The organism is Glycomyces rhizosphaerae, from assembly GCF_042647865.1.
Lineage (GTDB): Bacteria > Actinomycetota > Actinomycetes > Mycobacteriales > Micromonosporaceae > Glycomyces > Glycomyces rhizosphaerae.
Window position 1 is genome coordinate 328,034 of the sequence record NZ_JBHRWO010000004.1, and the last position, 13,612, is coordinate 341,645.

General features: G+C 68.4%; 11 protein-coding genes. 7 read left to right on the forward strand and 4 right to left on the reverse strand.

Annotation, left to right across the window (positions count from 1 at the left end; all coding sequences use genetic code 11):
- Positions 1–28 precede the first annotated feature (28 nt).
- The 3 genes from ACFO8M_RS02370 to ACFO8M_RS02380 all read left to right on the forward strand — a co-directional run bounded on the left by ACFO8M_RS02370 (position 29) and on the right by ACFO8M_RS02380 (position 5,668).
- Entirely contained in the window at positions 29–2,500 is a 2,472-nt protein-coding gene (locus tag ACFO8M_RS02370) for a glycoside hydrolase family 2 protein (protein ID WP_387969958.1), read from the forward strand.
- Positions 2,501–2,703: 203 nt separating this feature from the next.
- Entirely contained in the window at positions 2,704–3,663 is a 960-nt protein-coding gene (locus tag ACFO8M_RS02375) for a bile acid:sodium symporter family protein (RefSeq protein ID WP_387969959.1), read from the forward strand.
- Positions 3,664–3,814: 151 nt separating this feature from the next.
- On the forward strand, positions 3,815–5,668 hold the full coding sequence (locus tag ACFO8M_RS02380; RefSeq protein ID WP_387969962.1) for a pectinesterase family protein: 1,854 nt from the start codon (positions 3,815–3,817) through the stop codon (positions 5,666–5,668).
- A 94-nt stretch (positions 5,669–5,762) separates the two neighbouring features.
- Here ACFO8M_RS02380 and ACFO8M_RS02385 read toward each other — a convergent pair whose 3' ends face one another.
- On the reverse strand, positions 5,763–6,074 hold the full coding sequence (locus tag ACFO8M_RS02385; protein ID WP_387969965.1) for a winged helix-turn-helix transcriptional regulator: 312 nt from the start codon (positions 6,072–6,074) through the stop codon (positions 5,763–5,765).
- Between the two features lie 168 nt (positions 6,075–6,242).
- On the opposite strand from ACFO8M_RS02385, the gene ACFO8M_RS02390 reads away from it, so the two are divergent.
- A complete protein-coding gene (locus tag ACFO8M_RS02390; protein ID WP_387969967.1) occupies positions 6,243–6,539 on the forward strand; it encodes a DUF1330 domain-containing protein in 297 nt (98 codons plus the stop codon).
- Between the two features lie 114 nt (positions 6,540–6,653).
- Here the strand turns inward: ACFO8M_RS02390 and ACFO8M_RS02395 are convergent, their stop codons facing one another.
- Together ACFO8M_RS02395 and ACFO8M_RS02400 are read right to left on the reverse strand one after the other, a co-directional pair.
- On the reverse strand, positions 6,654–7,064 hold the full coding sequence (locus ACFO8M_RS02395) for a hypothetical protein (RefSeq protein ID WP_387969970.1): 411 nt from the start codon (positions 7,062–7,064) through the stop codon (positions 6,654–6,656).
- A 1,359-nt stretch (positions 7,065–8,423) separates the two neighbouring features.
- Positions 8,424–8,903 (reverse strand): NUDIX domain-containing protein, encoded by a 480-nt coding sequence (locus ACFO8M_RS02400; RefSeq protein WP_387969973.1) that lies wholly within the window; start codon positions 8,901–8,903, stop codon positions 8,424–8,426.
- A 78-nt stretch (positions 8,904–8,981) separates the two neighbouring features.
- Here ACFO8M_RS02400 and ACFO8M_RS02405 point away from each other — a divergent pair, with 78 nt between their 5' ends.
- Entirely contained in the window at positions 8,982–9,632 is a 651-nt protein-coding gene (locus ACFO8M_RS02405; RefSeq protein WP_387969976.1) for an HAD family hydrolase, read from the forward strand.
- A gap of 4 nt (positions 9,633–9,636) precedes the next feature.
- A complete protein-coding gene (locus ACFO8M_RS02410) occupies positions 9,637–9,897 on the forward strand; it encodes a hypothetical protein (RefSeq protein ID WP_387969979.1) in 261 nt (86 codons plus the stop codon).
- On the opposite strand, the gene ACFO8M_RS02415 is transcribed toward ACFO8M_RS02410, so the two are convergent.
- Positions 9,891–12,617 carry a DEAD/DEAH box helicase gene (locus ACFO8M_RS02415; RefSeq protein ID WP_387969982.1) on the reverse strand — a complete coding sequence of 909 codons (2,727 nt, stop codon included), beginning with the start codon at positions 12,615–12,617 and terminating at the stop codon, positions 9,891–9,893. The two genes, ACFO8M_RS02410 and ACFO8M_RS02415, sit on opposite strands and share 7 nt — an antisense overlap.
- A 124-nt stretch (positions 12,618–12,741) precedes the next feature.
- Here ACFO8M_RS02415 and ACFO8M_RS02420 point away from each other — a divergent pair, with 124 nt between their 5' ends.
- Positions 12,742–13,611 carry an SDR family NAD(P)-dependent oxidoreductase gene (locus ACFO8M_RS02420; RefSeq protein ID WP_387969984.1) on the forward strand — a complete coding sequence of 290 codons (870 nt, stop codon included), beginning with the start codon at positions 12,742–12,744 and terminating at the stop codon, positions 13,609–13,611.
- The last annotated feature ends 1 nt before the right edge of the window (position 13,612 follow it).

Below are 13,612 nucleotides of genomic sequence, written 5' to 3' on the forward strand. Positions count from 1 at the left end.
TGTCCGGTATCAAGGCATAGGAGTCTTTTTGATCGCCAAGCGAACCCTGCACGAGGGCTGGAAACTCTCCGGCGACATCGAGGCGCCCGTGAACGTCGGGGGCCGCACCGTCACCGGAGACGACGACTCGCCGGTGAACGTCGAGTGGATCCCCGCCACGGTCCCCGGGGAGGTCGTCGCCGATCTCCTCGCGGCCGACCTCATCGACGACCCGTACGTCGACGACACCGAGCGCGAACTGGCCTGGATCGGCAGGACCGACTGGACCTACCGCACCGTCTTCGAGTACGAACCCGAGGCGTGGGACGGGATCGACCTCGCCTTCGACGGGCTCGACACGATCGCCCGGATCAGCCTCAACGGCACCGTCCTCGGCGAGACCGCCAACATGCACCGCCGCTACCGCTTCGACGCCCGCGAGGCGATCCGCGAGGGCGCCAACGAACTCGAAGTCGCCTTCACGTCGCCGTACGCCTACGCCGAGGTCCAGCGCGACCGCCTCGGCGACCGGCCCAACGCCTACCCCGAGCCCGGCAACTTCATCCGCAAGGCCGCCTGCAACTTCGGCTGGGACTGGGGACCGAACCTCGCCGGGGCCGGGATCTGGCGGCCGGTGCGCCTGGAGTGCTGGAACACCGCGCGCATCGCCGAGGTGATCCCGCGCGTCGACGTCGTTGACGGGCGCGGCATCCTCGATCTCGCCGTGCGCCTTGACAAAGCGGCCGACACCGACCTCGAACTCGTCTGCATGCTCGAGGGCCGGGGCCACGTGGCCGCGGTGCCCGCCGGAGCGGACAGCGCCGAGATCCGCTTCGAGGTCGACGACGCCGAGCTGTGGTGGCCGCGCGGGTACGGGAAGCCGCGCCTCTACCCGGTCAGCGTCGACCTGGTTTCGCGGCCCGATGTGCTCGACAACTGGCACAGCCGGATCGGTTTCCGCACTGTCGAACTCGACACCGAACCCGACGAGCACGGCCGCCCGTACCAGCTCAAGGTCAACGGCGAACCGATCTGGGTCAAGGGCGTCAACTGGATCCCCGACGACGTCCTGCCCAGCCGGGTCGACCTCGACCGCTACGGGCGCCGCCTCTCCCAAGCCGCGGCGGCCAACATCAACTGCATCCGCGTGTGGGGCGGCGGGATCTACGAATCCGACGACTTCTACGCCCTCTGCGACCACCTCGGCCTCCTCGTCATGCAGGACTTCCTGTTCGCCTGCGCCGCCTACCCCGAAGAGGAACCGTTCTGGTCCGAAGTGGAGGCTGAAGCCCGCGACAACCTCGCCCGCCTCGCCCCGCACCCCAGCCTGGTCACCTGGACCGGCAACAACGAGAACATCTGGGGCTGGCACGACTGGGACTGGCAGGGCGACCTCGGCGACCGCACCTGGGGCGCCGGCTACTACCACGACCTGCTGCCGAAGCTCGTGGCCGAAGTGGACGGCACCCGGCCGTACTGGCCCGGCAGCCCCTACTCCGGTGAGCGCGAACTGCATCCGAACGAGCAGGCGCACGCGTCCGTCCACATCTGGGACGTGTGGAACGACGAGGACTACACCCGCTACCGCGACTGGAAGCCGCGCTTCGTCGCCGAATTCGGCTACCAGGCCCCGCCCGCGTGGGCCACGGTGCGGCACATGGTGACCGATGAGCCGCTCGAGGCCGAGACCCCGGCGATGCTGTGGCACCAGAAGGCCCAGAACGGGCAGGGCAAACTCCAGCGCGGCCTCGACGCCCACCTGCCGCCGGTGCGCGACTTCGACGACTGGCTCTACTTCACGCAGGTCAACCAGGCCCGCGCGATCCGCCTCGGCATCGAGTACTTCCGCTCGCTCCAGCCCTATTGCACCGGCGCGATCGTGTGGCAGCTCAACGACTGCTGGCCTGTCACCTCCTGGGCCGCGATCGACGGCGAAGAGCGCCTCAAGCCGCTGTGGTACGCGCTCAAGGACGTCTACGCCGACCGCCTCGTGACCTTCCAGCCCGAGGGCGACGGCCTGAACATGGTGGTCGTCAACGACTCGGCCGACGCCTGGGCCGGCGTGATCGGCTTCTGGAAGTGCAACGCCGAGGGCCGCATCATCGGGCGCGCGCTCGTCCAGATGGCGATCGACCCGCGAGACAAGGCGGTGCTGGAACTCGAGCCCGGCTCCATCCCCAAGGACGGGGAGTTCCTCCTGACCGGCCGCGAGGACTTCCCCCGCGCGACTTGGTTCACCAAGGAGGACAAGGACATGGACTGGCCGACGGCCCGGTACACGACCGAGGTCGCCGTCTTCGACGGCGGCGTGGCCGTCACCGTCACCGCCGACAGCGTGCTGCGCGACCTGTGCCTGTTCGCCGACCGGCTCGACCCGGACGCGTTGGTGGACAAGGCCCTGATCACGCTGGTCCCCGGCGAGACGGTCACGTTCATCGTTCGCAGCAGGGCGATCGCCGCCTCGCCCGAACTCCAGCAGGCGCTGGTCGCCAAGCCCGTCCTGCGGGCGGTCAACGACTGACCGAGCCGGCGCGCGGGTGGAACGGTGAGACCGCCCGCGCGCCTCTTTCCATGCCTTAAGGCGGCCACACTTTGGGAATCAGATTCCCAACAGCCGGTGGGCGAGTAGAGTGTCAGCCGTCCCGCGTCCGTCCGCCACCCCTCGCTCCCCTGCTCAGAGGCAACGACGTCCCAAGCGGTCCAAGCAGAAAGCGACTCCCCCTGATGTTGAAACGGATCAGCGACCTCACCGGAACGTGGCTGCCCGCCATCGTGTTCGCGGCGGCGGCGGTCGCCTTCGCGACCCCGAGCACCTTCGCCCCGCTCGGCGCCATCGTCCCCCACCTCCTCATGATCATCATGCTCGGCATGGGCATGACATTGCAGCCCAAGGACTTCGCGATCATCGGCAGGCGGCCCTGGCCCGTGGTCATCGGCGTCATCGCCCAATACCTGGTCATGCCCCTCGCCGGGTACGGCCTCGCGGTCGCCTTCGACATGGAGCCGATGCTCGCGGTCGGCATGATCCTGGTCGGCTCCGCTCCCGGCGGCACCGCCTCGAACGTCATGGTCTACCTGTCCAAAGGCGACACTGCGCTTTCCGTTGCCATGACCTCGGTCTCGACCCTGCTCGCCCCGCTGCTGACACCGGTCCTGGTGCTGTGGCTCGCGGGCGAGTTCCTGCCGGTCGACGCGGGCGACCTGTTCGTCTCGATCATCCAGATCGTGCTCGTCCCCGTCGTGATCGGCCTGCTGCTGCGCCGCTTCGTCCCGCGCCTGATCGACAAGGTCCTCGACGCGCTGCCGCTCATCTCGGTCCTCGGCATCACCCTCGTCGTGATGGCGGTCGTCGCCGGCAGCGCCGGCTCGCTTCTCAAGGTCGGTGCACTCGTGGTCCTGGCCGTGGTGCTGCACAACGGCTTCGGACTCGCGCTCGGGTACACGCTCGCGAGGCTGGGCCGCCTCCCGGTGACCGGTCGACGCGCGGTGAGCATCGAGGTCGGCATGCAGAACTCCGGCCTCGCCGCCGCGCTCGCCACGGCCCACTTCAACCCGGTCGCGGCCCTGCCCGCGGCGGTGTTCTCGGTGTGGCACAACATCTCCGGCTCGCTTCTGGCGGCCTACTGGTCCCGTCGCCCGACCAAGGACGCTCCGGAACCGGACCGCGAAGCGGCCGAGGCCTGAGGTTCGGACTCCAGCGGCCCGGCGGCTTTCGCTGCGGGGCCGCTTTGTGCTGCGCTCCAGCAAGATCGACCCATAGAAGGTCTTGAATGTAATGAGGCAATCGGTTACCGTGATCGAGGTAAGCGCTGTCACACATCCTGAAAGGGTTGACATGGCCCCTCCCCTCACCCGCCGACTCCTGCTCACCGCTGGCGCCGCCACGGCCGCCGCTACAGCGATCCCCATTGCGGCACACGCGAATCGCGGCACCTTCGGCCGCTACGGCTCACCAGACGACCGCCTCACCCCGGACACCCTGTACGTCGACGCGAACGGCCGAGGCGACCACACGACAGTGCAGGCGGCCGTGAACGCGGCCGTCCCCGGCGCCACCGTCGTGATCGCCCAAGGCACCTACCGGGAGCTGGTCCAGGTACCGGCCGCCCAGACCGACCTCCGGTTCATCGGCGCGACGAACGACCCCCACGACGTCGTGATCGTCTACGACCTGGCCGCAGGCACCCTCAACCCCGACGGCACCACCGTCGGCACCGCCGGATCGGCCACGGTCAAACTCGACGCCGCCGGTTTCACCGCCCACGCCATCACCTTCGCCAACGACTGGCTCCGCGCCGACCACCCCGGCACGAGCGGCACCCAGGCCGTGGCCTGCCGCGTCCGCGGCGACCGCACGGCCTTCTACCACTGCCGCTTCCTCGGACACCAGGACACGCTCTACGCCGACAGCTCCGCGGTGACCGCGGCCGCCCGCCAGTACTACCGCCGGTGCCACATCGAAGGCGACGTCGACTTCATCTTCGGCCGCGGCACGGCAGTCTTCGACCGCTGCGAGATCCACTGCGTCGAACGGGACGTGACCTTCACCCCCAAAGGCATGCCCTGGGCCCCTTCGACCTCCCGCGAGTTCGAATACGGCTACCTGGCCACCGGCTGCCGCGTCACCTCCGCGGCCGGCGACGCCGAGTACAAGCTCTCCCGGCCTTGGGTCCCCGGCTCCAACACGACCGCCTGGCCCTCCCTCACGATCCGCGACAGCTGGCTCGGCCCCGGCATCGACGCCGCCGCGCCGTACACGGTGATGAGCAGCGGCTACCCCTGGCAGGATCAGCGGTACGCCGAATACGCCAACATCGGCCCCGGCGCCGCGATCATCGACCCGACCACCCGGCCGCGCCAACTTGCCGAAGACGAAGCGGCCGAACACACCACGGAGGCCTACTTGGGCGACTGGACCCCGCAGAACGAACCGGACGCGCCCGCGCCGAAGACCCGCGACTTCACCATCTGGGTGGCCGGAGACTCGACGGCCTCGACCTACGCCGAATGGCGCTCGCCGAGGGCAGGATGGGGCCAGGCCTTGGAGGTCTTCACGACTCGCGATGTCGCGGTGGAGAACCGGGCCTGGTCGGGGGCGAGCTCCAAGAGCCACACGGACAAGGGCGTCCTCGACGCGATCGCAGCGAAGATCCAGCCTGGGGACTGGCTCCTCATTTCTTTCGGCCACAACGACTCGAAGATCGAGGACCCGAACCGCGGCACCGACCCTTACACGACTTACCAGCAATACCTCCGCGGCTACATCGATGCCGCCAGGCTCCACCGCGCAAACCCGGTCCTGGTCACCTCGGTCGAACGCCGCAGGTTCAAGGACGGCAAGCCCGTCGAGACGTTGGGGGAGTACCCCGAGGCGATGCGAGCGCTGGCGGAGGAAGAAGACGTCCCGCTTATCGACCTGCAGGCGGACAGCCTCGGCCTCTGGAACCGCCTGGGCGAGGAGGAAACGAAGGACTACTTCCTCTGGATCGAAGCGGGCCACGAGAACTACCCCGACGGCATCCAGGACAACACCCACTTCCAGGCGAAGGGCGCCATCGAAGTGGCGCGACTAGTTGCGAAGGCGGCGGCAAGACAGCAGCTGATGAGGGGCGGCCTCGAAGGCCTCCACCAGAACCCGGACCCAGACGAGATCACCTGGCCCGAGGAAATCAGCGAGCCCCCGCTCTGACCGCAATGGATTCGGGCAGGGGTTGGGCCGTGTTTGAGAATTGAGGAAGCCTCCGGTTGAATCTATTGTGTTGCAACAAGGTTCATCCGGGGGCTTAGCAGTCGCCGGTACCCTCGGCGGCAGTGGACGGGGCGTCGGCAAGCTCGGCAGCCCACCGCCGCGACCACTCGATGACCGGCCCGAGGGACTCGCGGGCGTCGTGGCCGAGCGGGGTGAGGGTGTAGCTGCCGTCGCGCAGCACCTCGGCGAGCCGAGCCTCTTGGAGTTCTGTGAGCCGTTGCTGCAGGACGCTTGACGACATGTCGTCGCAGCGCCGCTGCAGGAGCCGGAAGCCGAGCGGCTCGTTCCCCAGCTCCCAGATGATGCGCAGCGTCCAGCGGCGCCCGAACAGGTCCAGTGCCGCCATCAGCGATCGTCCCGTGGTGGAACCGCGGACCGGCCGGCCCGGCATGGGCGTCGGCGACGCGTTCATAACTCTCCGTCAACTCTTGTGCTTCGGATTCCGAAACGGTAGTCTCGCACATCGCAGCAGTGCTTCGGAATTCGAAGCACCCATTTCAACACTGGAGGTTCCATGCCCATGGGCTACTGGGTCAGCGTCTACCCCGCCATTACCGACCCTGAGGGGCTCGTCGTCTACAACGAACTGGCCGGTATAGCCGTCAAGGCCTCAGGCGGGCGGGTGCTCGCCAGCATCGGCAGCCGGGTCGTCGCACACGAAGCCGGAATCGCCGAGCGCGTCGTCCTGATCGAGTTCGACAGCTTCGAACAGGCGGTCACCGCATACGAGAGCGCGGCCTACCAGGAGGCGCTGGCCGAACTCCCCGACGGCTTCGAACGCGACTTCCGCATCACCGAAGGCCTCGCCTGACGATCGAGGCTGCGTCGGCGATGGACAACGCCTCCGAACATGAGCGCCAGCGCCCCCAGCGCTGGTCGGATCAGGGGGCTTGCCGCGGCCTGAGCAACAGTGGTGCCCCCGGTGCTATTGGGCTTGGTCGGCGCTTCTCCAGGTGTGGACGGTCTCAGCATCGATTATCAGGAGTGCGTCCCGGGCGAGGCTGCGTCGGTGCAGATCGGCGAACACTTCGTGGTAGCGCTGCTTGAGGCGGTCCGCGTCCTCGAATGCCTCGAAATGGCCTTCACCTGCGTCTTCGGTCCAGAGCAGCTCTCCGTGTCCGACGCCGTCGCGGCGAGGATCCCAGGCTCCGCGGACCAGCCCTGCCCATCCCTCCTCGCCCCACACCGAGCGCAGCAGATCCGTTGGCGTCGGGGTCGACTCCGGCTTGAACCCGAAGACTGTGCCCGAGGGGCCTTCGATGTAGATGCGGCCGCGTTCCTCGCACTGCCGGTCGCCGCGAATGGCCGGGCCGGTGCCGGTTGGCGTAGCTTCCACGATCGCGCGTGGCTGGCCGACGATGCCCGCGCAGCCTCCGGGGCGGTGTCGGTAGTCGGTTCCCGCTCGGCCGCAATTCGGGCAGGCTTCGAGCCGTCAGCGACAGCGAGGCGGGGGCTGACCGGGGAGTTCGCGGCCTGGCTGTGGTCGGGCGGTGTTGGGTCCGAGCCGAATGGGCAGTGCCGGTCGGCAGCGCCTCTCGGTCTCACTGTGCTTGCGCCGCAGGCGGTCAGCGACGGCCAGGTCGGATCCGGGCCTGGGTCGTGTCCCCGGTGCCGGGGCGGTCGATGCCGATGCTTGATTAGGTGCGCAGCTGTGGTCACTGGTGCCATCGATCTCGATTCGATTGCGCCACAAGCGGCGAGCGACAGCGACAGCGGCGCCGGATCGGGCCCTGGGTCGTGTGCTCGGGGCCGGGTCGGTCGTTGCCGCCGCCGGGCTGGGTGTGTGTCGGTCGGTGCGGCCTGTTCGGACCCGTTCCGGTTGGGTCGCAGCCAGTTGGCGACGGTCCGGTCAGAACCGGTCCCGATGTTCGGGGCGGCGGTGATGGCCGCCGCGCCCTCCCCGGTGCCAGTCGCCGCGCTCAGGGCAGCCCGGCTCGCCGTGGCGGTGCCAAACGGTGCCGCCTGCCCGGTTGGGCGGGTTCGTTCCCGCCGCCGAGCACCCGGCGGGGTCGTGTCGGTCGCATCAGTCATGGTCATGGTGTGTTCACCTCCTTCGTGCATGGTCGATTCGGGTGTCGGGCCTGGTAGGTCGGGTCGCTGTTGATCGTGGTCGCGAACCCAGGGATCGTCGTGCCGTTGGCGGCCTGCTCCATCAGGCGCCCATGTTCTTGCTGTCGTTGTCGTGACCGGCCGGATTGCCACGGGCCGTTCGTGTCCGGCAGGGAACCACACCCACCGGTCGCCGTCGGCCGGTCCATACCTGCGAGGACCCGTCACCTAAAGCAATGGCACAAGCAAGGAAGCAGATCTGTCCAGCTCCCAATCTGGCTGGCGCAACTTGGCTTCTACGAGGTGAACGGAGTATCTGGCCAGAGGCTCATGTCGTAGTCTGCTTACCACCAGACTCTACGTTCATCTGCTCGGATTTCGCATCCTTGTACGTATCTTCAATTATCCGCAACCCCAGACCACACGGCAACACCCACACGGCGCGAAAACATTCACGTTTCCCGCCCCCACCACCACCAGAACCGCTGCGCCCCAACCCAAACCGACCCGCCACCCGAGAACCGACCCTACCCATCCACCTCCTCGTCGCCGCCCGCTCGAACACCGGGCCGTCCTAACCGCAATGCCGGTGCGCAACCGCCAGCCCGGCTTTTCCACTCCCGCATAAGGATCGAGTCGAGGGCTCTCAGTGCACAGAGCCGCCATGCGGCACATACGCCATACAGCCGGTTCGGCGGGCTTCAACGGCCAGGTTGAGACGAGGCCCGTTGGTGGCGTGGAACCTGGATGCGGCCTCGTCGGCGGGTAGGAACGCGAAGGCCTCGAGCTCGTCTTCCTGCAGGCGGATCCGATCTGGGTCGTCGACCGTGCCGCAGTCGAAGATGTAGATCGTCATTGGGGCCGAGACGAATGCGTGGTCCGGGACGTAGTCCAGCACCAGCAGGTCGCCAACAGTGAGGTCGATGCCGATCTCCTCCTTGACTTCCCGCGCGCATGCCTCGTGCGGGGATTCGCCCCGGTCGACCATGCCGCCCACGAACTGCCATTCGTGCCTGTAGGTCGGCTTGACGATGAGCGCGCGGCCTTCGGGGTCGGTCGCGAATGCGCACGCCACGGCGTAGCTGGCCGCGAAGCCGTCGAGTACTTCTTGGGGGAGATGGGTCATGTGCAGACGCTATCGGCTGCAGGCGGTCTTGTGGGAACGCGTTTGCCGGGGGGTTTGGTGGTCCGTAGCATCGGGCGCATGACGTTGCTGATGATGGATCTGGACAACACGCTCATCGATCGGGATGCGGCTTTCCGGATGGGGGTTGTCGAGTTCTTGGCCGCGCATGAATTGCCTGCTGAGGACGTTGAGTGGGTAATGTCCGTCGATGGTTCGGGCTATGTCTCGCGAACCGTTGTCTCGAAGGCGATCATCGAGCGGTATCCGATTGGGATCGATCAGGGCGAGGTCATCGACTTCTTGCGGCGTGGGGCGCGGGAACACGCGCGGGTCGCACAGGCGACGGTGGACGCGCTGCGGGAGGCTCGGGCGGCCGGGCATCAGCTGGTGATCGTCACCAATGGCGCTGTGCCGCAACAGACCGGCAAGGTCATTGCCTCTGGGTTGGATCGCCTGGTCGATGCGACCGTGGTCAGCGAGGGTGTGGGGTCGCGCAAACCCGAGGCCGGGATCTTTCGTGCGGCTGCTGACTCTGTCGGCGCTTCTCTTGACGGGGCTTGGATGATCGGCGATCGGGATGACGCGGACATTCTCGGTGCGCACCGGCTCGGCCTGCGCAGCGTTTGGCTCCATCTTGGACGTGAGTGGTCGCGGTCCGAGTACGGGCCTGCACACACCGCGGATTCGGTCGCCGAGGCCATCAAGCACGCCGCAAATTCACTAGGCTGAGCCGATGGAGCAATTTGACGGCGAAGTAGAGAAAGCACTGAACCGGGCCGGAAAAGCCTCTGGCGGGTTGACGATCCTGGCAGTGGTGATCCTGATCCTGGGCATCGGGGGCGGGTTGATCGGTGGTGCAGGGATGTTCCTCTCCGCCCTCGCGGGCGCGGCGCTGCTATACGGCGTCGCGGTGATCATCAACCTGCTCGGCATGCAGCTCGTGGTCTCGTGGGGGCAGATCCGCAAGTCGGGGAGTGACGGAGCCTCTCAGTGAGCCGCGAGGTCGGCGAGTAGATCGATTGCGGCCCTTGACGGGTCGTCGTCGTAGGCCGATGGGAAGGCCTCTTCGATTCGCCAGCCCGCCCGGTGCAATGCCCGGTGGCGCGCGATGTGTGCTTCGGGGCCCTCAGGGTGGACCTCGGCGACTACGCCGATTGCCTGTTCGGCTTCACCGAGCACCAGGTCCACCGTCCAATGGCCGACCGGATATGCCTGGCGCACTGGCACTTCCGCGCCTTCAAGCGCGTCCGCCAGTTTCGCCGTCCACTCGCCCACCGACTCGCCGTTGCCCGGCGAGCGCGGTGGTTGGTCGGCATACCGCAGGAACTCGCCGATGAGACCGTCCGGTTCGCCGATCGCGGTCACCACGTGCAGGTGCTCCCGTGCCCGGGTGACCATCACGTTGAACAAGTTCGCCCCTGCTGCGAAGCGCCGGCGTCCCGCCGTGTCACCCTCGGCCACGCCCAGCGCGATGATCACGGTCGCTGCCTCACTGCCCTGGAACGCGTGCACAGTGCCGGTCCGAAGCCGGTGGCGGCGAATGGTTTCGAGGTCGAAGCGCTTCAGGATGGCCGCCTCGATCGCCTCGGCCTGGGCCCGAAACGGGGAGATCACGGCCAGCCCGGTCGCGCCGGAGTCGACGAGTTCCGCCAGGAGGTCGATTGACCGTTCCACTTCAACCGGGATTACCCCGTCCTTAGAGGACTTGGCATTGACCCGGTGGACCGTGATGGCATCCGCCTCGTGGTTGCGCGGATGAGTAGTGATCGGTTTGACCCGCCCGTGGTAGAACTTCGCCGCCGAGAACCCGATCAAATGCGGCACGCTGCGGTGATGCTCGGTCAGTTCGACCACCGGCCCGGCCCCGCAGGCGAGGTCGTAGGCGCTTACTTTGCCGATGTCCAACTGCCCCAATCGATCGGACAGGTCGTGATTTGCCAGGACGTCCTCGGTCTTCGCGGCGCCGGTGAAGGAGACGAACCGCAGCTGCCGGGGATCGCCCGCGACTACCGCGCGGCGGGCGCGGGCAAGGACCGGGGCGGCCCGCATTTGGTTGATGTGGGAGGCCTCGTCGAGGATCACCAGGTCGAACATGCCCGGGCGGGCGGGGAGCACGTCCTCGACGTCGGCGACCGTGCCGATCCACAATGGCATGGCCTGGAGCAGCGCCTTCGCGTTCACCTGCTCCAGTAGCGTGCGCCGCTGCGGTCGGCCGCCCCGTCGCAGGGCGGCGGCGAGTTCGGCGACGGCGCGGCGAGAGGCGGCGTCGTGGCGCTGCGCCGATTCGGTCTCGATGGTCAGGGCCTGCCCGATCGCCTGGGCTGCTTCAGCGTCAGCGGTTTCGAGGCTGCGCCAGAGCGGCGCGAGACGCAGCCCGCCCGCGGACGCCAGGCGGGCGGCGTCACGCTGGTCGCGGGCGGCACGAAGCGCCCGAGCGATCGAGGCCGTGGCGCCGTCGCCTCCGGCGATGCGGCGCAGGCGTCTCCGGGCGACGCCCGCTCGCAGCCGCGGCCACCAACCGTCATCGGCGCTGTTCGCGATGGCGAGCAGTCGCTCCGCGCGGTCCAGATCGGCTTCCCGCAGGCCCGGGTAGTCATCGAGGAGGAACGACGGCAGGTCCTCGGCCCGGCTACGACGGCTCTCGATGTTCAGCCACTCGGCGACCTCGGCCTCGACCCGCTGGACATATTCGGTCGCCTCGGTCGCGGCCTGCCGTTGCCGTTCCACTTCACGGGCCTTGCGGCCCTTGGCAGTGCCGCCGCTGATGCGCGTCAGGAACCGATCGCGCCGCTCCGAATCGCCGAAGTGGACCGGCGGGGGACCGGGGTGGCGGTCGAGCAGGTCGGCGAGGACGTCCGCGGCGTGGACCGATTGGGTGGCGATGAGCACCGACTGCCCGTTCGCCATGGCGTCCAAGGCGATCGCGGCGAGAGTGTGGCTCTTGCCGCAACCCGGGGCACCGGCCACCACCGTGACCGGTGCGGTGCGGGCCTCTATCACGGCTGCGGTCTGCTCGCGGCTGAGCGGCAATGGTGACCAGAGTGGACGATCGTCGGTCGCGGGCAGGTCGTCGGACGGGTCGTACATCGCGGTGAGCGCGGTGCCGTCGACACCAGGACGGACGGCCCAGCCGCGCAGACCGCTGGCCAGAGGGGTCGGCGCCTGGTCGGCGGTAATGTAGACGACCGCTTTGACCACCACCAGGAGTCGATCCGGGTCGCGTTGCGCCGGAAGGTGCCAGAGCGTGGTGTCGGCGAACCCCGCTGCTTCGGCCGCCCGCTGGAGCCAGGTCAGGTCCTCCAGGACCGCGCTGCTGCGTTCGGGGTCGAAGACGGCTTCGAGCTGCGCGGCGAATTCGGTGCCCGCCAATGCCTCATGCACCTCGACATCACCCGCCGCGATCACCTCCTGCACTTCGGATCGCGCCGCGTCCGCCCGGAGGCGCACCGGGCGGTTGACGAGCGGGACGCGGATGCGCCGCTGCTTGCCGTCGACCTCGGTGCGGCCCACGACGACACCCCAGCCCTGACGCAGCAGCCGCTCGTCGCGGTGCAGCTCGTCGTACTTCGCCAGCTCCGCGGCTCCCCGGACATTGTCGAGATCCTTGCTCCACACGCACTGCTCCCCGAGATGGTCGCGCAGCAGCCGCTGCTGCGACGGCTGCGAGGTCGGGGCGAGATCGGCGAGGGCGTGGAGGAGCCGGGAGGCGCTCATGAGGGCCGAGTCTACTGGGGGACAAATCATTCCCGCTGGTCACACCTTCCGAGGCCACGGCCGACCGTGCTCCTGCCCACTTCGGTTTGCGTTCGAGCGCGCTCGAAGCCATAGCGTTCCCGGCATGAACGACACCACTGCCCGAACCTGGATCATCACCGGCGCCTCCCGCGGACTCGGACGCGCCATCGCCACCGAGGCACTCGCGGTAGGCGACAACGTCGTCGCGGCCGTGCGCCGCCCCGAAAGCGTCGCCGACCTCGAAGCCGCTCATCCGGACACGTTCGCCGCCATCGCCTTCGACGTGCGGGACATCGCGGCCGCCCCCGGACTCATCGGCGCGACCCTCGACCGCTTCGGACAACTCGACGTCCTGGTCAACAACGCGGGCCGCGCCGTCGTCGGCGCGGTCGAGGAGATCGCCGACGCGCAGCTGCGCGAGCTCATGGACCTGCACCTGTTCGGGCCCGCCGCGCTCGTCCGGGCCGCACTGCCCGTGATGCGGTCGCACGGCACCGGCACCATCGTGCAGATGAGCACGCAGGGCGGCCGCACCTCCTTCCCCGGCGTCTCCACCTACTCCGCCTCGAAATTCGCCCTCGAAGGCTGGTCAGAGGCGCTGGCCGGAGAAGTCGCCCCGTTCGGGGTGCGCGTCATGCTCGTCGAACCGAGCCGGTTCAGGACCGATTTCAACGCCGCCGACGTGCTCGAATTCGCCGAGGTCTCCGAGACCTACCGGGACGTGCTCGAAGCCGTCCGCAAGGACATGGCCGGGGCCGACGGCCGCCAGGAGGGCGACCCGGCGAAGGCCGCCGCGATCATCGTGTCCCTCGCCCACGGCGATGACGTGCCGCTGCGACTGCCGCTCGGGTCCGAAGCGGTGCAACGGCTCTCCGGTGCCTACCGCCGCGACCTGCAGGAACTCGAACGCTGGGCCGAGACCGCCCGCTCGGCCGATTTCGAGGACGTGCCCGCCTCGGTGCGGCCGGTCTAGG

Excerpts from the sequence above, each read along its gene's own strand:
- ACFO8M_RS02375 (WP_387969959.1), top strand. The coding sequence starts at position 2,704 with ATGTTGAAACGGATCAGCGACCTCACCGGAACGTGGCTGCCCGCCATC.
- ACFO8M_RS02380 (WP_387969962.1), top strand. The coding sequence starts at position 3,815 with ATGGCCCCTCCCCTCACCCGCCGACTCCTGCTCACCGCTGGCGCCGCC.
- ACFO8M_RS02385 (WP_387969965.1), bottom strand. The coding sequence starts at position 6,074 with ATGGCGGCACTGGACCTGTTCGGGCGCCGCTGGACGCTGCGCATCATC.
- ACFO8M_RS02390 (WP_387969967.1), top strand. The coding sequence starts at position 6,243 with ATGCCCATGGGCTACTGGGTCAGCGTCTACCCCGCCATTACCGACCCT.
- ACFO8M_RS02400 (WP_387969973.1), bottom strand. The coding sequence starts at position 8,903 with ATGACCCATCTCCCCCAAGAAGTACTCGACGGCTTCGCGGCCAGCTAC.
- ACFO8M_RS02405 (WP_387969976.1), top strand. The coding sequence starts at position 8,982 with ATGACGTTGCTGATGATGGATCTGGACAACACGCTCATCGATCGGGAT.
- ACFO8M_RS02410 (WP_387969979.1), top strand. The coding sequence starts at position 9,637 with ATGGAGCAATTTGACGGCGAAGTAGAGAAAGCACTGAACCGGGCCGGA.
- ACFO8M_RS02415 (WP_387969982.1), bottom strand. The coding sequence starts at position 12,617 with ATGAGCGCCTCCCGGCTCCTCCACGCCCTCGCCGATCTCGCCCCGACC.
- ACFO8M_RS02420 (WP_387969984.1), top strand. The coding sequence starts at position 12,742 with ATGAACGACACCACTGCCCGAACCTGGATCATCACCGGCGCCTCCCGC.